The sequence below is a fragment of the Xanthomonas sp. WHRI 10204 genome, from assembly GCF_040202875.1.
In the GTDB taxonomy this organism is placed as follows: domain Bacteria; phylum Pseudomonadota; class Gammaproteobacteria; order Xanthomonadales; family Xanthomonadaceae; genus Xanthomonas.
This window is the reverse complement of the sequence record NZ_JBEGDW010000002.1, coordinates 405,913-429,414: the sequence shown is the minus strand read 5'-3', so window position 1 is coordinate 429,414 and position 23,502 is coordinate 405,913. Positions and strand designations below refer to the sequence as shown.

Annotated in this window: 17 protein-coding genes and 1 tRNA gene; 10 read left to right on the top strand and 8 right to left on the bottom strand. The window is 64.0% G+C overall.

Translation table 11 applies throughout. The annotated features are described in order from the left end of the window. Position 1 precedes the first annotated feature (1 nt). From ABQZ00_RS12600 to ABQZ00_RS12590, 3 genes are all read left to right on the top strand, one after another. Positions 2-1,195 carry an HlyD family secretion protein gene (locus tag ABQZ00_RS12600; RefSeq protein WP_055845048.1) on the top strand — a complete coding sequence of 398 codons (1,194 nt, stop codon included), beginning with the start codon at positions 2-4 and terminating at the stop codon, positions 1,193-1,195. Positions 1,196-1,201: 6 nt separating this feature from the next. Further along, on the top strand, positions 1,202-2,782 hold the full coding sequence (locus ABQZ00_RS12595; RefSeq protein WP_115512116.1) for a DHA2 family efflux MFS transporter permease subunit: 1,581 nt from the start codon (positions 1,202-1,204) through the stop codon (positions 2,780-2,782). A 251-nt stretch (positions 2,783-3,033) separates the two neighbouring features. Beyond that, complete coding sequence (locus tag ABQZ00_RS12590; protein ID WP_238686532.1) at positions 3,034-4,368, top strand: serine hydrolase domain-containing protein; 1,335 nt, start codon at positions 3,034-3,036, stop codon at positions 4,366-4,368. A gap of 282 nt (positions 4,369-4,650) precedes the next feature. On the opposite strand, the gene ABQZ00_RS12585 is transcribed toward ABQZ00_RS12590, so the two are convergent. The 4 genes from ABQZ00_RS12585 to ABQZ00_RS12570 all read right to left on the bottom strand — a co-directional run bounded on the left by ABQZ00_RS12585 (position 4,651) and on the right by ABQZ00_RS12570 (position 10,273). Next, positions 4,651-5,469 carry a DUF2884 family protein gene (locus tag ABQZ00_RS12585; RefSeq protein ID WP_503064277.1) on the bottom strand — a complete coding sequence of 273 codons (819 nt, stop codon included), beginning with the start codon at positions 5,467-5,469 and terminating at the stop codon, positions 4,651-4,653. 446 nt (positions 5,470-5,915) lie between these two features. After that, positions 5,916-6,002: transfer RNA gene (locus ABQZ00_RS12580), tRNA-Leu, on the bottom strand. A gap of 131 nt (positions 6,003-6,133) precedes the next feature. Continuing rightward, positions 6,134-8,323: a beta-glucosidase family protein gene (locus tag ABQZ00_RS12575; protein ID WP_323538183.1), complete on the bottom strand. Its 2,190-nt coding sequence runs from the start codon at positions 8,321-8,323 to the stop codon at positions 6,134-6,136. 180 nt (positions 8,324-8,503) lie between these two features. Next, a complete protein-coding gene (locus ABQZ00_RS12570) occupies positions 8,504-10,273 on the bottom strand; it encodes a M14 family metallopeptidase (RefSeq protein WP_323538184.1) in 1,770 nt (589 codons plus the stop codon). Positions 10,274-10,557: 284 nt separating this feature from the next. Here ABQZ00_RS12570 and ABQZ00_RS12565 point away from each other — a divergent pair, with 284 nt between their 5' ends. Both ABQZ00_RS12565 and ABQZ00_RS12560 read left to right on the top strand, forming a co-directional pair. Then, on the top strand, positions 10,558-12,123 hold the full coding sequence (locus tag ABQZ00_RS12565) for a POT-type proton-dependent oligopeptide transporter (RefSeq protein ID WP_323538185.1): 1,566 nt from the start codon (positions 10,558-10,560) through the stop codon (positions 12,121-12,123). A 7-nt stretch (positions 12,124-12,130) separates the two neighbouring features. Further along, complete coding sequence (locus ABQZ00_RS12560) at positions 12,131-12,739, top strand: rhomboid family intramembrane serine protease (protein WP_055845033.1); 609 nt, start codon at positions 12,131-12,133, stop codon at positions 12,737-12,739. A gap of 140 nt (positions 12,740-12,879) precedes the next feature. On the opposite strand, the gene ABQZ00_RS12555 is transcribed toward ABQZ00_RS12560, so the two are convergent. Then, positions 12,880-13,080: a hypothetical protein gene (locus tag ABQZ00_RS12555; RefSeq protein WP_323522042.1), complete on the bottom strand. Its 201-nt coding sequence runs from the start codon at positions 13,078-13,080 to the stop codon at positions 12,880-12,882. A 212-nt stretch (positions 13,081-13,292) separates the two neighbouring features. On the opposite strand from ABQZ00_RS12555, the gene ABQZ00_RS12550 reads away from it, so the two are divergent. The 3 genes from ABQZ00_RS12550 (at position 13,293) to ABQZ00_RS12540 (ending at position 15,030) form a co-directional block, all read left to right on the top strand. Continuing rightward, positions 13,293-13,577: a GNAT family N-acetyltransferase gene (locus ABQZ00_RS12550; RefSeq protein ID WP_055845026.1), complete on the top strand. Its 285-nt coding sequence runs from the start codon at positions 13,293-13,295 to the stop codon at positions 13,575-13,577. Positions 13,578-13,617: 40 nt separating this feature from the next. Continuing rightward, positions 13,618-14,463, top strand: coding sequence for a DUF3298 and DUF4163 domain-containing protein (locus ABQZ00_RS12545; RefSeq protein WP_055845022.1), 846 nt, complete (start codon positions 13,618-13,620; stop codon positions 14,461-14,463). A gap of 66 nt (positions 14,464-14,529) precedes the next feature. After that, entirely contained in the window at positions 14,530-15,030 is a 501-nt protein-coding gene (locus tag ABQZ00_RS12540) for a MarR family winged helix-turn-helix transcriptional regulator (RefSeq protein WP_055845019.1), read from the top strand. Between the two features lie 90 nt (positions 15,031-15,120). Here ABQZ00_RS12540 and ABQZ00_RS12535 read toward each other — a convergent pair whose 3' ends face one another. Next, positions 15,121-17,319 (bottom strand): M3 family metallopeptidase, encoded by a 2,199-nt coding sequence (locus ABQZ00_RS12535; protein ID WP_193552846.1) that lies wholly within the window; start codon positions 17,317-17,319, stop codon positions 15,121-15,123. Positions 17,320-17,690: 371 nt separating this feature from the next. On the opposite strand from ABQZ00_RS12535, the gene ABQZ00_RS12530 reads away from it, so the two are divergent. Continuing rightward, positions 17,691-18,176: a glutathione peroxidase gene (locus ABQZ00_RS12530; RefSeq protein ID WP_055845013.1), complete on the top strand. Its 486-nt coding sequence runs from the start codon at positions 17,691-17,693 to the stop codon at positions 18,174-18,176. A gap of 450 nt (positions 18,177-18,626) precedes the next feature. Here ABQZ00_RS12530 and ABQZ00_RS12525 read toward each other — a convergent pair whose 3' ends face one another. Then, positions 18,627-19,406 (bottom strand): ferredoxin--NADP reductase, encoded by a 780-nt coding sequence (locus ABQZ00_RS12525; RefSeq protein WP_323538186.1) that lies wholly within the window; start codon positions 19,404-19,406, stop codon positions 18,627-18,629. A gap of 216 nt (positions 19,407-19,622) precedes the next feature. Then, positions 19,623-21,503 carry an ABC transporter ATP-binding protein gene (locus ABQZ00_RS12520; RefSeq protein WP_323538187.1) on the bottom strand — a complete coding sequence of 627 codons (1,881 nt, stop codon included), beginning with the start codon at positions 21,501-21,503 and terminating at the stop codon, positions 19,623-19,625. Between the two features lie 477 nt (positions 21,504-21,980). Between ABQZ00_RS12520 and ABQZ00_RS12515 the strand changes: the two genes are divergently transcribed. Then, positions 21,981-23,498 (top strand): fumarate hydratase, encoded by a 1,518-nt coding sequence (locus tag ABQZ00_RS12515; protein WP_055845008.1) that lies wholly within the window; start codon positions 21,981-21,983, stop codon positions 23,496-23,498. The last annotated feature ends 4 nt before the right edge of the window (positions 23,499-23,502 follow it).

Sequence of the window (23,502 nt, the reverse complement as noted above, 5' to 3'; positions counted from 1 at the left end):
GATGAGCCAGACGACTCCAACTTCTTCCCAACCCGCGCCCGCCGCACCCAGCAAGCGCCGTGCGGCGCTGCGCATCGTGGCCATTGTGGTGATCCTGGCGATCATCGGCATCGTGACCTGGTACGTCCTGGTCGGCCGCTGGTACGAGGACACCGACGACGCCTACGTGCAGGGTAACCAGGTGCAGATCACCCCGATGGTGGGCGGCACGGTGGTCAGCATTGGCGCCGAAGACGGCATGCGCGTCGAACGCGGCCAGCTGCTGGTGCAACTGGACCCGGCCGATACCGCAGTGGCGTTGCAGCAGGCCGAAGCCAACCTGGCCAAGACCGTGCGCCAGGTGCGTGGTCTGTACCGCAGCGTGGAAGGCGCGCAGGCCGAATTGTCGGCACGCGAAGTCACCTTGCGCAGTGCCCGTGCCGACTTTGCGCGACGCAAGAATCTGGCCGCCAGTGGCGCCATCTCCAACGAAGAACTGGCGCATGTCCGCGAAGAACTGGCCGCCGCCGAAGCAGCAGTGAGCGGCTCGCGCGAGAGCTTCGAGCGTAACCGTGCGTTGATCGACGACAGCGCGCTGTCCAATCAGCCGGATGTGCAGACGGCTGCAGCGCAGGTGCGTCAGGCCTATCTCAACCACGCACGTACCGGTGTGGTGGCACCGGTGTCCGGCTATGTCGCACGCCGTTCGGCGCAGGTTGGCCAGCGCGTGCAACCGGGTAGCGTGCTGATGGCGGTGGTGCCGCTGGAGCAGGTGTGGGTGGAAGCCAACTTCAAGGAAACCCAGCTCAAGCACATGCGCCTGGGCCAGGAAGTGGAGCTGCATTCGGATCTGTACGGCGGTGGCGTCGACTACACCGGTCGTATCGAGAGCCTGGGCCTGGGCACCGGCAGCGCGTTCTCGCTGTTGCCGGCGCAAAACGCCAGCGGCAACTGGATCAAGATCGTGCAGCGCGTGCCGGTGCGCATTGCGGTGGACAGCAAGCAACTGGCCGACAACCCGCTGCGCATTGGCTTGTCGATGAAGGTCGACGTCAATCTGCATGACCAGCAGGGCAGCGTGCTGCCGACCAAGCTGGCGACCGGCTCGGTGTTCTCCACCGATGTGTATGCGCAGCAGTTGCAGGCTGCCGACGCCGACATCCATCGCATCATCCAGGACAACCTGCCGTCGCAGGCTGCCAGCAAGGCGGGCTAAGCCACCATGTCTTCGCAAGCTCCCACCGCGTCCGGCGGCCCGGCGGCGCCGGCGCCCGCTGCCGGCTTTCGTCCGGCCAGCGTGGCGTTGTGCACCATGGGCCTGGCCATGGCCTCGTTCATGCAGGTGCTGGACACCACCATCGCCAACGTCTCGCTGCCGACCATCGCCGGTAATCTCGGCGCCAGTTCGCAGCAGGCCACCTGGGTCATCACCTCGTTCGCGGTGAGTACGGCGATCGCGTTGCCGCTGACCGGCTGGTTGAGCCGGCGCTTTGGCGAAACCAAGTTATTCGTGTGGTCGACGCTGGCGTTCACCGTGGCATCGCTGTTGTGCGGCCTGGCGCAGAGCATGGGCATGCTGGTGGTCGCACGCGCGCTGCAGGGGTTTGTCGCCGGGCCGATGTATCCCATCACCCAGAGCTTGCTGGTGTCGATCTACCCGCGCGAAAAACGTGGGCAGGCGCTGGCGTTGCTCGCAATGATCACCGTGGTCGCGCCGATTGCCGGTCCGATCCTGGGCGGCTGGATTACCGACAACTACAGCTGGGAATGGATCTTTCTGATCAACGTGCCGCTGGGCATCATCGCCAGCAGTATTGTGGGCTCGCAGTTGCGGCATCGCCCCGAACAGCTCGAAAAGCCGCGCATGGATTACATCGGCCTGATCCTGCTGGTGGTCGGCGTAGGCGCGCTGCAGCTGGTGCTGGACCTGGGCAATGACGAAGACTGGTTCTCGTCCGACAAGATCGTGGTGCTGGCCTGTGTCGCCGCCGTGGCGCTGGTGGTGTTCGTGATCTGGGAACTCACTGACAAGGACCCCATCGTCGATCTCAAACTGTTTCGACATCGCAACTTCCGCGCCGGCACATTGGCGATGGTGGTGGCATATGCGGCGTTTTTCAGCGTGAGCCTGTTGATCCCGCAGTGGCTGCAACGCGACATGGGCTACACCGCGATCTGGGCGGGCCTGGCCACCGCGCCAATCGGCATCCTGCCGGTGTTGATGACGCCGTTCGTGGGCAAGTACGCATTGCGTTTCGATCTGCGCATGCTCGCCACCGTCGCCTTTATCTTTTTGTCGTTCACCAGTTTCCTGCGCTCCAACTTCAACCTGCAGGTGGACTTCAGCCACGTGGCCACCGTGCAATTGGTGATGGGCGTCGGCGTGGCATTGTTCTTCATGCCGGTGCTGCAGATTCTGCTATCGGATCTGGACGGGCGCGAGATCGCGGCCGGCTCCGGCCTGGCCACGTTCCTGCGGACGTTGGGCGGCAGTTTTGCTGCATCGCTGACCACGTATCTGTGGGCGCGTCGCACACAAGTGCACCACGCGCACATCACCGAACACATCTCGGTCTACACGCCCGGCATGCAGGAACAGGTCACTGCGATGGGGCAGGGCGACCTGCAACGCGGCGCGGCCTCGCTCAACAACATGATCAACCACCAGGCCTCGCAGATGGGCTTCAACGACATCTTCTATCTGCTCGGCTGGACATTCCTGGCGATCATCTTCTTCCTGTGGCTGGCGAAGCCGCCGTTCGGTGCGGGCGCCGGTGGCGCTGCGGCGGCTGGGGGGCACTGAGCGCACGGCAGGTTGTCTCGCTCGGCTAGACTGGCGCTGTTCACTCAGGAGCAGCGCCGATGGTCAGGTGTTGGGCAGGTAGGGCACTCACGGATGGAGCGTCGCCAGCCACGACGCGATCATCGCGTCTGCCAGCGCGGCGACTACACCTGCCGCAGTGGTTTGCATGGTTGCTGCTGTGTCTTGCAGTGTGCTGTTGCTTTCCCGTTGCTGCCACGCCTGAGCCTCTGGCCGACCGTCTGACCCGGCAGATGCAGCTCAATCGGCAACGCTACGGCATCGTCGGCCAGGCGGTGGTTGTCGTGCACAACGGCAAGCAGGTGTTTCGCGGAGTCGACGGCGTTGCCGATCTGCAGACGCAGCAGCCGGTCACGCCCGAGCAGATCTTTCCGGCGTTTTCGGTCGCCAAGCTGTTTGTCAGCACCTTGATCATGCAATTAGTGGAAGCAGGTGAGATCGACCTGGATCAGCCGGCCAGGCAGTATCTGCCTGCGTTACCCGAACCCTGGAAGCACATCACCGTTCGGCAGCTGCTCGATCACACCTCCGGTCTGTCGGAGTACTTCGAGCCGTCGCAGATGCGTGGCGCGGACGAGGCCAATACGCGCTTTGCGGCCAGCGCGCAGGCGATGTTCGAACGACTGGCCACACAGCCCTTGGTTGCCGTTCCCGGCAGCGAAACGCGCTACACCAACACCAATTACGTGGTGCTTGCGCAGCTACTGCAGGCGCACTACCGCAAGCCGTATCCGCAGATTGCATCGGAGCGGATCATCACCAAGCTGCATCTGACGCACACATCAATTGGACTCCCACTGCTGCCTGCGCATCGCGTAGCCAGCGCGTATCTCGGCACCGACGGCAAGCTGGAACCGGAGCCCACTGTCGCCTGGCCGGAGTACGCGCTGGCGCATGGGCAGTTGTACACAAACGTCGACGATCTGAGCACGTTTCTGGAGGCGGTACGGACCGGGCGCCTGGTGGGCAATGACACCCTGCACAAGCTCTGGCAACCGCAGACGCTTCCCAATGGGCAGCGCGGCTGGTTCGCCAGTGGTTGGGAGGTCGGGCAAGACGACGCGTATCAATCGGTCGGCCACGATGGCGGCGCGCGAGTGCGGGTGCGGATCCTGTTCGATACGACGCTTGATGGTGACAGCTACAGCGTGGTCTATCTCACTAATGGCAGTGCGCGCGGTGTGTGGAGCAGGGTGCTGCTGGACAGCATCCTTGCCACGCTCTCAGCGCAACGGTTTCCCAGTAAATCGCTGGCTGAAACACTAATCGCCTTCGCACTGCGCGCTCCCGACGAGCAGGAGACCCGCACCTTTGCGCATGCACTCCGGGCACGGCCCGGTCTGTCCGACGCGGCGCTCGAACGGGCGATCAACACCACCGGCTACACCGTGCTATCCAACCTGGGCGCCACCGCCGCGATCAGTGTGTTTGCACTCAACGTGGACTTGTTTCCGGCATCCAGAAATGCCTTGGACAGTCTTGCCGAGGCGTATGAGGCGGCCGGAGACCTCGCACGCTCCAAGCGCATCAGGCAAGCGATCAAGGACAAGTCCAGCACGGCCGACTGAGAGCCGCTAACAAACCGACTGTGCTCACCATTAGGCGGGTGCGACCGGTGCTCAGTGCGGCACAGAACACACTTGTACAGTGCGTTTCTGAGCGTGCCGTCCGTACCCACCTGAGGACTGCTCGCCACGTTTTGGCCGCTCTAGGTGCAGCTAACACAACGTTGCGCGATCTCCCGGCGAGTGCGGCTGGTGTTCGCAATAGGCAGATGCCGCTCCTACAACCCGCTTCTCCGCGCGGTGCGCCCGATCCCGCTCGCGGCATTTGTCAGCCGCTCCGACACACTAGTGATGCGTCATCGAAGCTGCCGGCGCACCTTCGGTGCCGTCTTGCAGTTTTACCGGTTGCGGTAACGCAAGCGCTCCATCGTTGGCGATATCTTTTTCAACCACTGGGCGTGCGCGCGCGGCTGCGGTGATGGTGTTGCGGTCGTCTTCCGGTATTGCATCGAGCAACTGCAATGCATGGCCCTGATAACGCACATCCAGTGCATCCTGCAAGGCGCGTAGCGTTTGCACATCGCTGCATAAGGCGCTGGCCCTGGCTTCGATTGCGCGTGCCCGCGCATCCAGTCTGGCGTCGAGTTGGCCATCCATCGCCTTAGCGCGTGCATCGATCGCATCCGAGCGGCCGGTCATGATCTGCCACAGCATGTGACGCGCGATGCTGCCTTTGAAGGCTTCGGCTTCGTGTTCGACATAGCGCTCGAAGTTCCCATCAAAGGCCTGTTGATCCCAGCGTCCCTTGCCAAGCGTGCCATCGACATAGTCGTTGGCACGCTTGCGCAGGCGCGTGATCTTGCGGGCGTTGAGCGAACTGCCGGTCAGCACCTCGATCACGCCGCCCAGCGCGTCGTAGCTCAGGTCGACCACCGCGTGTGCCAGCTCGGCGACCTGCGGCATCAGCGCGCGGGTGCGCTGTTCCATCGCGCGCAATCGCTCGCTGTCGGCAGCGCTGATCTGTTGCACTTGGTGATCGATGCTCAGCTCGCCAGCGTGGAAGAACACCTCGCGCGGCACGCCAGTGTCGCGGTAAAGCCAGATGCCGCCGCTGTCGGCGAGCACATTGAACGCCGTGCCGAGGCCGCATTGGTGCGATGACACCTGGGCTCGATGCGTCTGCGACGCGCCGGGATGGACCTGCTGTGGCCACGCGGGCGTGCTGAACGTGGCAATCAGCATCAAGGCAAGTGGCAGCGAGCGGCGCATCGGGGATTGCCATGAGGGTGACGAGGCATCCTCATGCGTTTGGATCGCGTGCGGCGCGTGTCGAAAGTCATTGCTATGGCGCTTGGGTGTTTGTTGGGCGCGGCTGCGCGCTGTGATGTGTTGCTGGCAACACATTACAGGGGTCCACCACGCATGCGCTTACTGCCCGGCGTGAGCTTGGCTGGTGCCCTGGCCGCGTGATGGCGGAATCGTTCGATGGACCTGCCGCCGGAGACTGCCTGCAACAGACCACGGCTCAGCGGCCAGTAGTGCGCTAAAGCAAGCGCCCAAACGCAAAAAACCCCGCCGAAGCGAGGTTTTTTACGATCTACCGTGAGTCGTGGTGCCCAGGAGAGGACTCGAACCTCCACGAAGTTGCCCCCGCTAGCACCTGAAGCTAGTGCGTCTACCAATTCCGCCACCTGGGCGACTCAGGGGGCGAATTGTGCAAGCTGCGCGTGCGGCTGTCAACGCACTTTCCTACATTTTTTGTATGCGGCATGCAGCGCTCGACAGCTGGACGCGGCGGACGCATGGATCGCGCGCGCCGCGCCGCTGGTTACGGCAGTTGCGTCGCCTGCAAGCGGACCTCCGCACTCTGCACCGGCTCATTCGCCGAGCGCGCCAGTTGCACGCGGTAGGTGCCGGCAGCGATCTTCCAATGACGTGCCTTGGCATCGAAATCGGCCAGCGTCTTTGGTTCGGCCACTACCTGCACGCTGCGCTTTTCGCCGGGTTTGAGCGTGAGCTTCTGCCAGCCGATCAGGCGCAGCGGTGTGGCATGGCCATCGGGCAAGGTGACGTAGAGCTGCGGCACCGCAGCGCCTTCGCGCGGGCCGGTGTTCTCAACCTCGAAGCGCGCGGTGAGGGTGCTGCCTTGCGCGTCCACCTGCAGCCCGCCCATGCGGAATTGCGTGTACGACAGACCGTGGCCGAACGGATAACGTGGGGTGAGCTTGCGCGCGGCAAACCACTTGTAGCCGACGTTGGCACCTTCGATGGCGTAATCGATGCTGTCTTCGCCCGGCTTGGCCGGCTTGAAGCCCAGGCCCGGAATCGACGGGCGCGGCAGCTGCGATTCGTCGACCGGCCAGGTCACCGGCAAATGGCCGGACGGATTCACCGCGCCGGTCAGCAAGTTGGCGATCGCTTGGCCGCCGCCGATACCCGGATACCACGCCTGCAGCACCGCCGGCACGCGCTCGGCCCAGGGCATGCGCACGGGGCCGTTGGTTTCCAGCACCACGGTGGTCTTGGGGTTGGCCTTGGCCACTGCGTCGATCAACGCATCCTGGTTGTCGGGCAGCTGCATGTCCGGCAGGTCCACCGATTCGGCGGCCCATTGGGTGGCGAAGACGATGGCGACATCGGCCGCTTTGGCCGCACGTGCGGCCGCATTGCGGTCCTTGCCGTCGACGTAGTCGATCTGCACGTTCGGCAATGCGGCGCGCAGGGCCTGCAACGGCGAGGACGGGTGGATGATCACCGGGCCCGGCCAGGTGGTCGGGGTGAGCCCGGGCACCGCGTTGCCGCCATTGATGGTGTAGTCCACCCGCGAGGAGCCGCCGCCGGACATCACGCCCTTGTCGGCGTAGCCGCCAATCACCGCGATGCGGCGCACGTCCTTGGAGAGTGGCAACAGGGCTTGCTCATTACGCAGCAGCACGCTGCCTTCTTCAGCCACATGCTGCGCGGCCAGTTGCCCGGCCTTGCCATCGATGGGTTGGCGCTGGGTCGGGTGATCGAACGCGCCATGCGCAAACAGGCTGCGCAATACGCGCTTGACCATGTCGTCGAAGCGCGCGCGCGGCACCACGCCGGCGCCCACCGCCATGCGCAACGGCGCATCGAAGAACACTGCAGCATCGAACACTTCGCCGGCCGATTGCTGATCCAGTCCAGCCAGCGCGGCCTTGGAGCCGCTGTGCACGCCGCCCCAATCGGACATCACATAGCCGGGGTATTTCCATTCCTGTTTGAGCACCTGGTTGAGCAGGTAATCGTGCTCGCAGCCGTAGATGCCGTTGATCTTGTTGTACGAACACATCACCGACGCCGGGTCGCCGATCTTCAGCGCAATCTCGAAGGCCAGCAGGTCCGACTCGTGCATCGCCTGCTCGCCAATGTCGGCGCTATGGAAGTTGCGCCGGGTTTCCATGTCGTTGAGCGCGAAGTGCTTCATCGTCGACAGCACGTGTTCGCTCTGCACGCCGCGGATCGATTCGCCGACCATGGTGCCGGCCAGCAGCGGGTCTTCGCCGGCGTATTCGAAGTTGCGCCCGTTGCGCGGATCGCGCTGCAGGTTGACGCTGCCGGCCAGCAGCACGTTGAAGCCCTGCTGCCAGGATTCGCGGCCCATGGTCTTGCCGCCGGCAAAGGCCAGCTGCGGGTTCCAGCTGGATGCCGTGGACGGGCCGGACGGCATCGCGGTGGCGAAGTCGCCCTTGCGGATGCCACCCGGATTGGTCACGCCCACGCCGGCATCGGCCAGCTGCTGCGCCGGGATGCCCAGGCGTGGAATGCCGGGCACATAGCCTGCCGACCCAAGCGCGCCTTCCGGCTTGGGAATCTTGTCGGTGCCCAGGCCGAAATAGCTGCGCAGCATCTGGAATTTTTCGTCGTCGGTCATCTGCGCCAGCAGCCGGTCCGCACGTTGGTCGGCGGTCAACGCGGTGTCCATCCATGGCTGGGCTGCCGCTGCGGATTGTGCGAGTGCCAACGGCGCAGTCAGCGCAATGCCCAGGCCCATGACCACCGCCAAGACGAGCGGGCGAGGGCGAAGAGCGGTCGTTGTAAACGGTTTCATAGCGGGATGTGGCACGGGGTGTCCTTGTGGTGCTGAGTCATTACGAAATTGGGGGCAGCGAGATGCCCGGATGGGAGCCGCGCACAGGCGCGGTTCGGCCGCTCGCCTGTAGCGGCGGCGCGGTTAGAAGTCGGTCTGCGCGGTACGCAGCACCGGATAGAGCTGGTAGCGCTCGTCCCAGGAAGAATGACGCTTGGCGAAGAACTCCAGGCGCGCTTGCGGGCTGTTGGCAAACTCCGGGTCGCTGGCGATGCGCTGGTCGAACTGCGCCTTCAACGCGGCGTCGTTGGCCAACATGTCGCGCGCCACGTCTTCGGCCACGTAGGCCTCCATGTATTCCTTGCGCTCGAAGGCCGTGTTGAAAAAGCCCCACTGCAGCAGCGAGTCCGGTGCCTGCGGCTCCAGCATCGCCATCAACAGGCGTGCCTTGGGTTGCGCAATCGGCACGAACAACGCGCCGGCCGGGACGCTGCGGGTTTCATCGCGCCATTGTCCACCGACCTCCAAGGTCTGGTGACCTTCGTTCGAGCGCGCTGCAAAGGTGGCGGTGTCGGCACGGAAGGTTTGCACCGGATGCTCGGCCGCACTGGCGACGATGCGGAAATCGATGCCATGCAGGCGTAATTTCTCGGCAACGAAGGCCGCTTGTGCTGCCGGCACCAGATAGCCGCCACGTGGTGCGTCGACCACCAGATCGGGTTTGATCTGATCGCGGAGCGGTACCTTCCAGATCTGCGGTTTGCTCTCGTCGTAACGCGTCATCAACGCGCCGGAAATCGGCGACGGCGTGCGCGTATACGCATAGCCGCGAAACGCCACGGTGCGCGCAACCGGGCCTGCGGCAAAGCGCAGCGGCTCGGGCATGCCGGCCAGCTGGCTGGCGCGCTGATCGGCCGCCAGCGCATCGGCGCGCCAGGCGTTGCCATGTTTTGCGGCCTGCTGCAGCACCGACACGATGGCATTGCGGGTGACCCGCACGCGCGTGGGGTAGTCCTTCCACGAGTGGGTTTCCACCAACATGCCGAAGCGGTTGCGCAGCAGGAAATAGCCATGCGAAAACCGCGGCGGCGACACGTCGTCGGCGAAGCCGGAGCTGGGGTCGTCTTCGTGCACGAAAGAGGGGTAATACGGCAGCGGCAGCGAACCCTGCTTGGCCAGATCGCCCAGCACCGCATCGCGCCAACGCGTGCCGTCGCGCTGCAGCGTGGTGTCGCCGGCATGCACCGGCTCCACCTGCACCGAGACGTCGTGCTCGAACTTGGCGCCGTCGGTGACATGCAGGTCCACGTACATCAGTGGGTCCCACTGCTGTACCAGCCGCAGCATGGCCTGCATCTCCGGCGCGTCGGCCTTGACGTAGTCGCGGTTGAGATTGAGGTTCTGCGCAGTGGTGCGCCAGCCCATCTGCTCGGGGCCGCGCTGGTTGGGGCGGTTCCAGGCGCCGAAGCGCTCGTGTCCATCCACGTTGAACACCGGCACGAACACCCACACCAACGTGTCGAGCACGCCCTTGCCGGCCTTGCCATCAAGCAGCTGGCGCAAGGCCAGAAAGCCTGCGTCCTTGCCATCGATTTCGCCAGCGTGGATGCCGCCCTGGATCAATACCACCGGCAGCTTGCGCTGCGCGGCGCTGGCCGCATCCAGCGCGCCGCTGGTGGAGGCGATCAAGGCCTTCATCGGCCGGCCTTCCGGCGTGGTGCCGAACTCGACGCAGCGCACCGCCTGCGGGTAACGCTGCGCAAACGCATCGCACAGCGCGATGACTTCGTCATAGCGACCGGTTTGCACAAAGCCGCTGCGCTCGGCCTGGGTGGTCAGCGGTTCGGCGGCCAGCGCGACAGGGGCACAGGTCAACAACAACAGGCTCAGGGCCAGGCGGGTGAAGCGGGGCATCCAGCGGTCCAGTGTTCCAGGAAAACGTTTGCAATGTAGCCGAGCCGAGCTGGCAGGCCAATCTGCACTGCGGCATGGTCGCCGGCTTCAAGCGGACGCGAGCGAATCGAAAACGCCGGTTTTTGCGGGTTATCGATGCGGTCTACGCACGCATGCACTCGGCGTCGACTGCGCGCAGCGCGATGTCCTTGGACTGCAACGCCAGCAGCCGACCTGCGCGTGCATGGCGGCCGGCAGCTCGGCGCCGGTACGATAGGGCCTGTTTTCAGCTCGTCGGACCGCCTTTGACCACCTCGACCTTGCCGGGCCCCACGGCCGGCGCGCGCCTGCCGCGCCAGATTCCTTTCATCATCGGCAACGAAGCCTGCGAGCGTTTCAGCTTCTACGGGATGCGCAACATCCTGGTGCAGTTTCTGATCACCTCGCTGCTGCTGCAGGAGGTTGGCGGGCCGGGCCGCGAGGCCGAAGCCAAGCACATCCTGCACAGCTTCATGATCGGAGTATTTTTCTTTCCGCTGCTGGGCGGCTGGCTGGCCGATCGGCTGTTCGGCAAATACAACACCATTCTGTGGTTCAGCCTGATCTATTGCGCGGGCCACGCGTGTCTGGCGATGTTCGAGGGCAGCCGTCAAGGCTTCTTCGTCGGGCTGGGCCTGATCGCGCTGGGCGCGGGCGGCATCAAGCCACTGGTGGCCTCGTTCATGGGCGACCAGTTCGACCAGTCCAACAAGCACATGGCCAAGGTGGTGTTCGATGCCTTCTACTGGATCATCAACTTCGGCTCGTTGTTCGCCTCGTTGCTGATCCCGGTCGCACTGAAGAATCTGGGCCCGTCGTGGGCGTTCGGCATTCCCGGCATCTTGATGTTCGTGGCCACGCTGGTGTTCTGGCTGGGCCGCAAGCGCTACGTGCTGGTGCCGTTGCCGCCGAAAGACCCGCACGGGTTCGGCGCGGTGCTGCGCACGGCATTGCTGGCACGCGCGCCAGGGCAGGGGCGGCCTGGTCTGGCGCTGGCAGTCATCGCGGTGGTCGCTGCACTGGCCTGCATGGCGCTGATCGAGCCGCTGGGCATCGTCATCTGCCTGTGCATGGCGCTGGTGCTGCTGCTGGCCGGGATCGGCGGCGGCACCTGGTGGCAGCTGGAGCGCGCGCGCGGTACGCATCCGGATGCCGCGGTCGAAGGCGTGCGCGCCTTGCTGCGGGTGCTGGTGATCTTCGCGCTGGTGACGCCGTTCTTTTCGTTGTTCGATCAGAAGGCCTCTACCTGGGTGCTGCAGGGACGCGAGATGACCATGCCGGCGTGGTTTACCGCCTCGCAGATGCAGGCGCTCAATCCGCTGCTGGTGATGTTGCTGATCCCCTTCAACAATCTGGTGCTGTATCCGCTGTTGCGCCGTGGTGGCTGGGAGCCGACGCCGTTGCGTCGCATGACCAGCGGTATCGCCTTCAGTGGCGTGGCGTGGATTGCGGTCGGCGCGATCCAGGTCGTCATGGACGGCGGCGAGCCGATGCACATCGCCTGGCAGATGCTGCCCTATGCCTTGCTTACCTTCGGCGAGGTGCTGGTGTCGGCCACCGGCATCGAGTTCGCTTATAGCCAGGCGCCGCCATCGATGAAGGGCGTGGTGATGAGCTTCTGGTATCTGACCACCACGGTCGGCAATCTGTGGGTGCTGCTATCGAACGTGGCGGTGCGCAATGCGACCGTGACCTCGCATATCGCCGATACTGGGCTCAGCGAAGCGGCATTTTTGATGTTCTTCTTCGCGGCCTTCGCATTCCTGGCAGCACTGGCCTTTGGCTTGTACGCGCGCCGTTATCGCATGGTCGACAATTACCGTTCTGTTTGAGGTCCGCATGATTACCCTGATCCTGATCGCCATCACCGGCATCGTCTCGTGGCTGGCGTTCAATAACCGCAAGCTGGCCGACCGGCTCATCCTGTGGCCGCCGGCGCTGGACAAGAACCGGCAGTACGACCGCCTGGTGACCTACGGCTTCATCCATGCCGACCTGGGGCACCTGGTTTTCAACATGATCACGCTGTTCTTTTTCGGACGGGTGATCGAAAAGGTGATGACGCAGCTGACCGGCAGCGTGCTGACCTATCCGTTGTTCTATCTGGCCGCGCTGGTGGTGTCGATCCTGCCGAGCTATCTGAAGAACCAGAAGAACCCCAATTATCTGAGCCTGGGTGCCTCCGGTGCGGTGTCGGCGGTGCTGTTCGCCTTCATCCTGCTGCAGCCGTGGACCATCATCCTGGTGCTGTTCATTCCGGCACCGGCGATCATCTATGCGGTGTTCTACGTCGGCTACAGCCTGTGGATGGACCGCCGCGGCGGCGATCGCATCAACCACAGCGCACACCTAGCCGGCGCGGCATTCGGGGTGATGTTCATGCTGATCATGGAGCCGCGGGTGTGGCAGATCTTTCTGGAGCAGCTGTCCAATCCGCGCTTCGGCTGAGGGCGCTGGCGGGTCCGGTCGCTCGGGTACCGGGCTGGCCGGGGTTGCGGTAATGCGTCAGTGCAGCGGTTGCGTGCGGCAACCGGGCCAGGACCGACGCCATGGCGTCACAGGTCCTGGCAGGTGGAGCGCCGCAGGCATCAGGCTGCGCTGCGTTCCCGGTCGGTACTGAGCGCCGCACCCGACACCGCGCCGTAGGCCTGCTGCAGACGCTCGTAGACGGTATCGTTGAGTTGCGCGAAGTCGGGGTTGTGGGTGTCGCCGTTGATGGCGAACTGGAACAAGCCTTCCAGCAGCGAGCTGTCGCTGTCTGTGCCGTTTCCTGCCGAATCGTTTTGCATGCGTGACTCCTCGTTGGTAAGGCGAGGGCGCTGGCCAGGCCGGAGACCGGTTGCAGGCAGCGCCTTCGAGTCAGCTATCGGCGCTGGTTGAGCGAACTTAAGGATGTCGTTGCCGAGCCGGGCTAACGGTCACAGCGTGGATTCATTTTCACGCAGGCGCGGCGTCGCGCTGGTCACACTTGCCGCACATTCACTGCCGGGCGCACACCACGATGGAGGCAGCGACAGTGCACGCCGAACACGACCCGACACAGCAGCGATTCGTTATTGACACCGAGGGACATCGCGCAGAGCTGGTGTATCAGCTCGAGGGTGCGCGCATGACCATCACGCACACGCTGGTGCCGGATGCGATTGCAGGGCGCGGTATTGCCGCCGTGTTGGTCGAGTCTGCTTTGCAGCATGCGCGCGAGGCCGGCCTGAAGGTCGTGCCAGCGTGCAGCTACGCCGCCGCCTACGTGCGCCGGCATCAACAGTTTCAGGATCTGCTGGCCTGACGGACAGCAGTGGGTGGTTTGATCAGGGGAGCAGGTGGGAATGGTGCGGTTGCTTGGATTCAAGAGTGTGCGGGGTCTGCTGATGCTGGCCCTGTTGGCGGGCTGTACGCAGCGCGAACCGGCAGTAGTCGAGCCGACCGAGCCGGCAGCCGATGCGGCCGCAGCGACAACGCCGCCTCCGGAACCGCTGATGGTGCAGAGTGGCCCGCTAGAAGATGTGATCGAACACGCGCCGGCCTATATGGTCGGGATCAGCTATCCGCCTGGGCTGGATGCGTATCCGGAACTGGCAGCATTGATTCGCACGTATGCGCAGGATGCCCGCAGCGAACTGATGGAAGCGGTAACCGGTCTGGGCAACGACAAACCGGCAGCGCCCTATGAGTTGTCGCTGGCATTCGAAAAACTATTGCAGACCGCCGACTTGATCGTCGTCTCCGCCGATGGCAGCCGCTATACCGGCGGCGCGCATGGCGATCCGCTGGTGGCGCGCTTCGTCTGGCTGATCAAGGAGCGCAAGCAACTGACCGCGCAAGCGATGATTCCCGACCCGGCCGGCTGGGAAAAGATCGGTCGCGATGTCGCTGCGCAATTGCATGCCGCTGCCACCCAGCGCGTGGAAGCCGATCGTGTGCCGGTCGAAGAACAGGCCGAACAAGTCGCATCGGCCGACCGCATGATTGCCGAAGGAACCGCAGCGCAGGTGGACAACTTCGCGCAGTTCGTGCCGGTGTTGAATGCGGCCGGACAGATCACCGCAGTGCGCTTCGTGTTTCCGCCTTATCAGGTCGGGCCTTATTCGGATGGCACGCAAACGGCCGAGGTCGCTGCATCCACGTTGATGCCGTGGGTCGCGCCGGAATATGTACATCTTTTCGCTCGCTGAGATGTCGCCCCGCAAGTGATGTGATTGAATGCTCAGGCCATTCAGTAATGTAACCAAACGGGTGATATGAGCAGTTTCGATCCAACCGCAAATCGCGTAGACCACACCTGCGCGCGCTATCCAGCCTTTCCGCGGGAGCCGGCTGTCCTGGTGAGGTTGATCAAGCATCTCTACAAGAGGCTGCACACCATCAGTTGTGTGCGACTCAGGCCGTACGGGATCAGTCCGCCGGAATACGAGATCCTGATGATGTTGTACGGCACGCCCGAGCAGGCCATTACGCCGACCGAGGCGGCAGAGGCGGCCAGCGAGAAGCCGGCCAACATCACCCGGCTCACCGATCAGTTGTGCGAGAAGGGCTTGATCGCACGGGGCAGCAGTCCTGACGACCGGCGCAAGATCGTGCTGTCCCTGCAACCGGCCGGGCTGGCGTTGATCGAAAGCCTGTTGCCGGAAGCGTGCACGCTGTTGCACGAGCAGGCGGGCGACATCAGCGAGGCCGAACAGGCGCGTCTGGAAAAACTGCTCAAGAAATTGCTCAATGGCGTGGACGCCGTAGAGTCCTGAGCGATACGCGATGGCTGCCACGCACGCCATCGCCAAAACGACAACGCCGCCCGGATCGCTCCGGGCGGCGTTGTCGTTACGCAGCTCCAATCACGGCTTGGACTGCGGCGCTTCCGGCGTAGCGCCATCGCCGCCCTGCGCGCTCAGACCGCGCTTTTCAAGCAAGGGCTCGATCTGCGGCGCATGCCCGGCAAAGTTCTGGAACAGCTCCATCGCATCCACGCTGCCACCGCGCGACAGCAGCGTCTTGCGGAACCGATCGCCATTGGCGCGGCTCAATCCACCATTCTGCTTGAACCATTGCTGGGTGTTGGCATCCAGCACTTCGGACCAGATGTAGGCGTAATAGCCCGCCGCATAGCCGCCCATGATGTGGCTGAAATATGGAGTCTTGTAGCGCGGCGGTACCGGCGCGTAGGCAATGCCGTCCTGCTGCAAGGCCTTGGCCTCGAACGCCATGACGCCGGCCGCATCGGGCACCTGGTTGGCGCTGATCTGATGCCAGTTCTGATCCAGCATCGCCGCACCCAGATATTCGGTGGTGGCAAAGCCCTGGTTGAACTTGGACGCGGCAATCACCTTGTCCAGCAACGCCTGCGGCATCGGGGTGCCGTTTTGATAATGCTTGGCGTAGTTCTTCAGGATGGACGGCTCGTCGGCCCACATCTCGTTGACCTGCGAGGGGAACTCCACAAAGTCGCGCGGCACGCTGGTGCCGGAGAAATACGGGTATTTGACGTCGGAGAACATGCCGTGCAGCGCATGCCCGAACTCATGGAACATGGTGGTCACTTCGTCCCAGGTCAGCAGCGTGGGCTGGCCGGCAGGCGGCTTGGGAATGTTGAGGTGATTGGCCACCACCGGCTTGAAACCGGTCAGGTCCGACTGCGACACGTACGAGTTCATCCATGCGCCACCGCGCTTGGATTCGCGTGCATACATGTCGGCGATGAAGATCGCCAGCTGCTTGCCGTCGGCGTCGAATACGTCATAGACGGTGATGTCGTCGCGGTAGGTCGGCAGGTCGGTGCGCTGCTTGAAGGTCAGACCGTATTCCTGGTTGGCTGCATAAAACACGCCGTTTTCCAGCACGTTCTTGAGCTCGAAGTACGGCTTGAGCTGCGACTCGTCGAAGTTGTACTTGGCCTGGCGCACCTTCTCGCTGTAATAGGCCCAATCCCAGGCTTCGAGTTTGAAGGTCGGCTTGCGTGCGGCTTTTTGTTCCTTGTCGATCATCGCCTGCAGATCGGTCGCCTCGCGCTTGGCGTTGGCCACCGCGGCCGGTGCCAGCTTGCCGAGCATGGCGTTGACCGCTTCCGGGGTCTTGGCGGTCTGGTTTTCCAGCGAATATGCAGCGTAGGTCGGGAAGCCGAGCAGCTTGGCCTTGTCGGCGCGCAGCTTCATGATGCGTGAGACCAGCGCGGTGTTGTCGTACTGACCACCATGGCTGCCGCGCGAGACCGACGCGTCATAGATTTTCTTGCGCAGGTCGCGATTCTTCAGCTGGGTCAGCGGCGGCTGGCCGGTGGTGTTGAGCAGCGCAATCACGTACTTGCCATCGAGCTTGCGTGCCTTGGCTGCTTCGGCAGCAGAAGCGATCTGCTCCTCGGACAGACCATCGAGCTGCTTGACGTCATCCACCACAACTGCCGCCGCATTGACCTCGGCCAGCACGTTCTGGCTGAAGGTGGTGCCCAGGTTGGCCAGCTCGGCATTCATCGCCTTGAGCGTGGTCTTATCGGCATCGGAGAGCTTGGCGCCATCGCGGACGAAGTCGCTGTAGTACTTCTCGACCAAGCGCAGGCCTTGTGCATCCAGGCCCAGCTTGGCGCGTTGGTCGTACAGGGTCTGGATGCGCGCGAACAGCTTGCCGTTGAGTGAAATCGCATCGCGATGCGCAGCGAATTTGGCCGAGTAGTCGGCCTGCAGTTTCTTGCGTGCATCGTTGGTGTCGGCACCCACCAAATTGAAGAACACCGTGGTGGCACGATCGAGCGTGGCGCCGCTCTTTTCCAGTGCGACGATGGTGTTGTCGAAGCTCGGCTTGGCTTTCTGGGTGGCGATCTTGTCCACTTCCTTCAACTGCTCGGCCATGCCGGCGTCGAAGGCGGGTGCGAAGTCGCTGTCTTTGATCTTGTCGAACTGCGGGTAATGCAGCGGCAGCGTGCTGTCGGCAAAGAAGGGGTTGGCTTGGGTGGCAGCCTGCGTGGTGGCGGGTGCGGCGATGCTGTAGGACGGCATGGCAAGTCCCAGGGAAGCGGCCAGGGCAAAAGCGAGACGGGTGGTCAAGAGAGTGGCTCCAAAGTGCGAGCCGCCGAGGCTAACCCAGCCCGCCGGGACAGGCGTGTGACAAAAGGCATGTCTGGCTGACGGACGCGACCATGCGCCAGGTCACGCCAGGCCCCAAGGCCGCCAACACGCCGGGACTTCGCCAGGACAGCCGCCAGCGGCTCGGCGACACATCGGGACATGCTGCAAGGCCTGCTCCAGCGAATGCGCTGCCGGAGTCGTCCTGCACACAGACCTGCGAACAGCCAACGATGCGCGGTTGGATCGTGGTGCGCAGATGTCACATGGGCGAGAGGTAGCGCTGTGCGGAGAGGGTGTGGCGGGCCGAGAGGGCTGGGTTAGGCTAGCGCTTTCCCTATCGAGAGTTGTCGATGACCGCGCTATCCACCTTTGAGTTCACCGACCTGGACGGTCGCACGCAATCGATGCGCGACTACGCCGGCAGTGTGGTGCTGGTGGTGAATGTGGCTTCGAAATGCGGCTTTACCCCGCAGTACGCAGGGTTGCAGGCCTTATGGCAGCGCTATCGTGAGCGTGGCCTGGTAGTGATCGGTTTCCCGTGCGATCAGTTCGGTCACCAGGAGCCCGGCGATGCTGCACAGATCCGGCAGTTCTGCTCGCTCGACTATGCGGTGGATTTTCCGCTGGCGTCCAAAGTCGAGGTCAACGGCAGCAGCGCGCATCCGCTGTGGCAATGGCTCAAGCACGAACAGCGTGGCGTGCTTGGATCGGAGGCGATCAAGTGGAATTTCACCAAGTTCCTGATCGGCCGCGATGGCACCGTGTTGGAGCGCTACGCACCGACCACCAAGCCGGAGGCCCTGGCTGCCGATATCGAGCGTGCGCTGGGCGCGTGACATCGCAGGCGCATGCCCAAACTTTCAAACACCGCGGGCTCGTAGGAGCGCACCCGGGCGCGACGAGGCGTTACCGAAAATGCGAGGCGTTACCGGGGATGAGGCTGTACCCGGAACGCTTCGTCGCGCCCAGGTGCGCTCCTACGGCGCTGTAGTAGCGGCATGCCCGCGCGTTGCCTCACTTCTCGACGAAGGCGGCGCTCGAACACCTTACGCACTACCACCAAGCCGTAGGCCCTGGCCGCCGACATCGAGCGTGCGCTGGGCGCGTGACATCGCGGGCGCACGCCCAATCTTTAGATGCGCCTGGATCGTAGGAGCGCACCCGGGCGCGACGAGGCGTTACCGAAAATGCGAGGCGTTACCGGGGATGAGGCTGTGCCGGGAACGCTTCGTCGCGCCCAGGTGCGCTCCTACGACAGTGCAGTAGCGGCATGCCCGCGCGTTGCCTCACTTCTCGACGAAGGCGCGCTCGAACACGTAATGCCCCGGGGTGCCGATGCGTGGCGAGGTCTGGAAACCGCGTGCGTCCAGCAACGTGCGCAGGTCGGCCAGCATCTGCGAGCTGCCGCAGATCATGAAGCGGTCGTTGGCCGGGTCCAGGGTCGGCAGGCCCAGCGTCTGCTGCATGCGGCCATCGGCCATCAGCTCGGTCAGGCGGCCCTGATTGGCAAACGCTTCGCGGGTGACTGCCGGGTAATACAGCAGTTTTTCGCGCAGCAGATCGCCGAGGAATTCGTGCTGCGGCAGCTCGCGCTCGAAGTAGTCGCGATAGGCCAGATCCTGCACGAAGCGCACGCCCTGGGTGAGGATCACCTTGTCGAAGCGCTCGTAGGTTTCCGGGTCCTTGATGATCGACAGCCACGGCGCCAGGCCGGTGCCGGTGCCCAGCAAATACAGATTGCGACCCGGATGCAGGTCGCTGATCAGCAGCGTGCCGGTGGGTTTCTTGCCGACCAGCACCTTGTCGCCCGGTTGGATGTGCTGCAGCCGCGAGGTCAGCGGGCCGTCCGGCACCTTGATACTGAAGAACTCCAGATGCTCTTCCCAGTTGGCGCTGGCGATCGAATACGCGCGCAGCAACGGCCGGGTTTCGGTTTCCAGCCCGATCATCACGAACTGGCCGTTTTCGAAGCGGAAACCGGCATCGCGGGTGGTAGTGAAGCTGAAGTAGGCATCGGTCCAATGACGGACCTCAAGCACCGTTTCGGCGCCGAAAGCGGAAGACATACCGGTTTAGTGTCGTGGGAGGAATACTCAGCAATTCTACCTCAAGCTGGCCAAATGAGATGAACTCTCATTTGGCGGGAATGGAGAATCGGGAATCGGGAATGGGGTGCAGGGCCGCAAGACCTGGGGCCTCTGCAGGATGGGGAGGCTCAGTGCCTGTCAGCCGCCGCGACGCCGCTTCTAACGATTCCCCATTCCCGATTCCCGATTCCGGCCTCACCGATACCCCGCCGCCTGCAGCTCGAACAGTTCCGCATAGCGCCCGCCCTGCGCCATCAGTTCCGCATGGGTGCCGTTGGCTTCGATGCGCCCGTCGGCCAGCACCAGAATGCGGTCGGCCATGCGCACGCTTGAGAAGCGGTGCGAGATCAGCACCGCAGTGCGGTTGTCGGAGAGCTCCTTGAAGCGCTGGAACACCTCAAACTCGCTGCGCGCATCCAGCGCGGCGGTGGGTTCATCCAGGATCATCAGCTGCGCATCGCGCATGTAGGCGCGTGCGATGGCGATTTTCTGCCATTGCCCGCCGGACAGATCCACGCTGTTCTTGAAGCGGCGGCCGATCAATTGATCGTAGCCATCGGGCAGGCTGTCGATGAGCTCGCCAGCCATCGCGCGCTGCGCTGCGGCCTGGATACGCGGCGCATCGTCCATTGCATCGACCTGGCCCACGCCGATGTTCTCGCCCACGCTCAGGTGGTAGCGGACGAAGTCCTGAAAGATCACGCCCAAGTTGGCGCGCAGATCGTCCAGATCGTAGTCGCGCAGGTCCTGCCCATCGAGCAGGATGCGGCCTTCGTCGGGGTCGTACAGCCGCGCCAGCAGCTTGACCAGGGTGGTCTTGCCGGCGCCGTTTTCGCCAACCAGGGCCAGCACTTCGCCGGCGCGCAGTTCGAAATCCAGATGCCGCACCGTCCACGTCTCGGCGTCCGGATAACGGAAGCCCACATCCTCGAACACGAAACCCTGGCGAATCGGCCGCGGCACCGGCAAGGCGTTGGGGCGCGAGCGGATTTCCGGCACGATGTTGAAGAACGAATACAGATCGTCCAGATACAAGGCCTGGCCGGCGACCTGCGAAAACCCGATCAACAGACCTTCCAGCAACTGACGCAGACGCAGGAAACTGCCGGCCAGAAAGGTCAGGTCGCCGATGCTGAAATCGCCGCGCACCGTGCGCCAGGCGATGTAGCCATAGGCCATGTAGTAGCCCAGCGTGCCCAGCGCCGCCAGCAACGCACCCCACGACGCACGCTTGCGCGCCAGTGCGCGGTTGGCCTGGAAGAACTTGTCGGCCAGGCGGCGGTAACGCGCGATCAAGAAGCGGTGCAGGTTGAGGATTTTGACTTCTTTTGCGGTCTCCACGCTGGCGCCGACCTGGCGCAGGTAATCGAGCTGGCGGCGCTCCGGCGTCCACTGGAAGTTGAGCGAATAGCCCAGCGCATTGAAGTGCGCCTCGCCGATGAAGGCCGGGATCAGCGCCACCGCCAGCAGCACGATCAACCACGGCGCATACACCACCAGCCCCACCGCCAGGCTGATCACGGTGATCGCATCCTGCACCTGGCCGAACAACTGGCTCATCAGGTTCATGCGGTTCATGGTCTGACGCCGCGCGCGATCCAGCTTGTCCTGGCGGTCGGGGTCTTCGAAATCTTCCAGATCCAGTTGCGCGGCATGTTCCATCAGCCGCACGCTGGCCGCGTTGTTGAACAGCTCCGACAACAGCGCATCGGCGTAACCGACCATGCGCCCGAGCAAGTCCGAGCCGATCGCCAGCGCCAATTCCAGCGCCAGCAATTCCAGCAAGCGGTTCAAGCGCCCGCTGCTCAGCGCCTGCGTAAAGGACTCAAATGCCGGCGGCTGGCCGACCAGGTGAATCGCCTCGTCGATGATCAACTTGCCGATGTAGAGCGTGGCCACCGGCATCAACGCGCGCAGCACGCGCAGGCCGATGCTGCTGGCGCTCAGCCAGCGGCTGGTCTGCCAGATCTGGCGCAGGAACGGGGGCAGATTACGCAGCGCATCCAGGCGCTCGCGCAGGGTAGGGCCGGTACGGGGGGCGGCAGGCGCAGTGGCGCTGGTACGGGAAGCTGACATCGCACTAGTGTGCCGCGCGCGGCGTCGGTGCGGAGTGTTGGGCCGCTCGCCGGGGAGGACGTGCACGCGTCGCAGCGGCCCGGGATATCTGCCGCTCGACGCAATGCCTCGGCCAGCCGCGACAGCAGCGCCACCGCCTGTGCGGGTCGAGTGGGGCCGCGGCGGCCTGCAGGCGCGCGTCTAGCGTGGGGGCAATGCCGGAGACTTTTTCCAGAGCGGCACAGCCGTTGGAGGTCCATTCGGTCTTCTGCACGTGCCCGTGTTCCGGGTGCGGCATGCGTGCGATGTCGCAGCGCTCCCTGCGCCCTCGCACGTCAGCCGCCATCGTTGCCGGCGAGCGTGGCGCACTCATCCTGCCGCGCCTGGGCGGCGCGCGGTGCAGGCCCCAGTCAATCGCTTCAATAGATGCCACATCCGGCCGCGGCCGCGGTTTGCTCTAAAATGTGCGGATTGCCCCCGCCAGCCGTAGAGCCAGCCGTGACCTCGATCAAGCAGGAAGACCTCATCCAGTCCGTCGCCGATGCGCTGCAGTACATCAGCTACTACCACCCGGTCGACTACATCAAGAACCTGTCCGCCGCCTACGAGCGCGAAGAATCGCCGGCCGCCAAGGATGCCATCGCGCAGATCCTGATCAACTCGCGCATGTGCGCCGAAGGCCACCGCCCGATCTGCCAGGACACCGGCATCGTCACCGTGTTCCTGGAAATCGGCATGAACGTGCGCTGGGACGACGCGACCATGGGCGTGGAAGACATGGTCAACGAAGGCGTGCGCCGCGCCTACAACCATCCGGACAACAAGCTGCGCGCCAGCGTGCTGGCCGATCCGGCCGGCAAGCGCGCCAATACCAAAGACAACACGCCGGCAGTGGTCAACACCAAGATCGTGCCGGGTGACCATCTGGACGTGATCGTCGCGGCCAAGGGCGGCGGCTCGGAGGCCAAGAGCAAGTTCGCCATGCTCAACCCGTCCGATTCCATCGTCGATTGGGTGCTCAAGACCGTGCCGACCATGGGCGCCGGCTGGTGCCCGCCGGGCATGCTCGGCATCGGCATCGGCGGCACTGCCGAAAAGGCGATGCTGCTGGCCAAAGAAGCGCTGATGGAGCCGATCGACATCGTCGACCTGCAGGCGCGTGGCGCCTCCAATCGTGCCGAAGAACTGCGTCTGGAGCTGTACGAAAAGGTCAACGCGCTCGGGATCGGCGCGCAGGGCCTGGGCGGCCTGACCACGGTGCTCGACATCAAGGTCAAGGACTATCCCACCCACGCCGCCAACTTGCCGGTGGCGTTGATTCCCAACTGCGCCGCCACCCGCCACGCGCATTTCACCCTGGACGGCAGCGGCCCGGTGATGCTGGACCCGCCGTCGCTGGAAGACTGGCCCAAGCTCACCTACAACCCGACCAACGCGCGCCGGGTGAATCTGGACACCATCACCCGCGAAGAAGTCGCCAGCTTCAAGCCGGGCGAAGTGGTCCTGCTCAACGGCAAGCTGCTGACCGGCCGCGACGCCGCGCACAAGCGCATGATCGACATGCTCAATCGCGGCGAAACGCTGCCGGTCGACTTCACCAATCGCTTCATCTATTACGTCGGCCCGGTCGACCCGGTGCGCGATGAAGTGGTCGGTCCGGCCGGCCCGACCACCGCCACCCGCATGGACAAGTTCACCCGCCAGATGCTGGAACAGACCGGCCTGCTCGGCATGGTCGGCAAGTCCGAGCGCGGCGATGCGGCCATCGATGCGATCCGCGACAACAAGGCTGTCTACCTGATGGCGGTCGGCGGCTCGGCGTATCTGGTGTCCAAGGCGATCAAGGCCGCGCGCGTGCTGGCGTTCGAAGACCTCGGCATGGAAGCGATCTACGAGTTCGAGGTCAAGGACATGCCGGTCACCGTGGCGGTGGATTCCACCGGCGAATCGGTGCACAAGACCGGCCCGCGGCTGTGGCAGTCGCGTATCGGCAAGATTCCGGTGGTGGTGGAGTAACCGC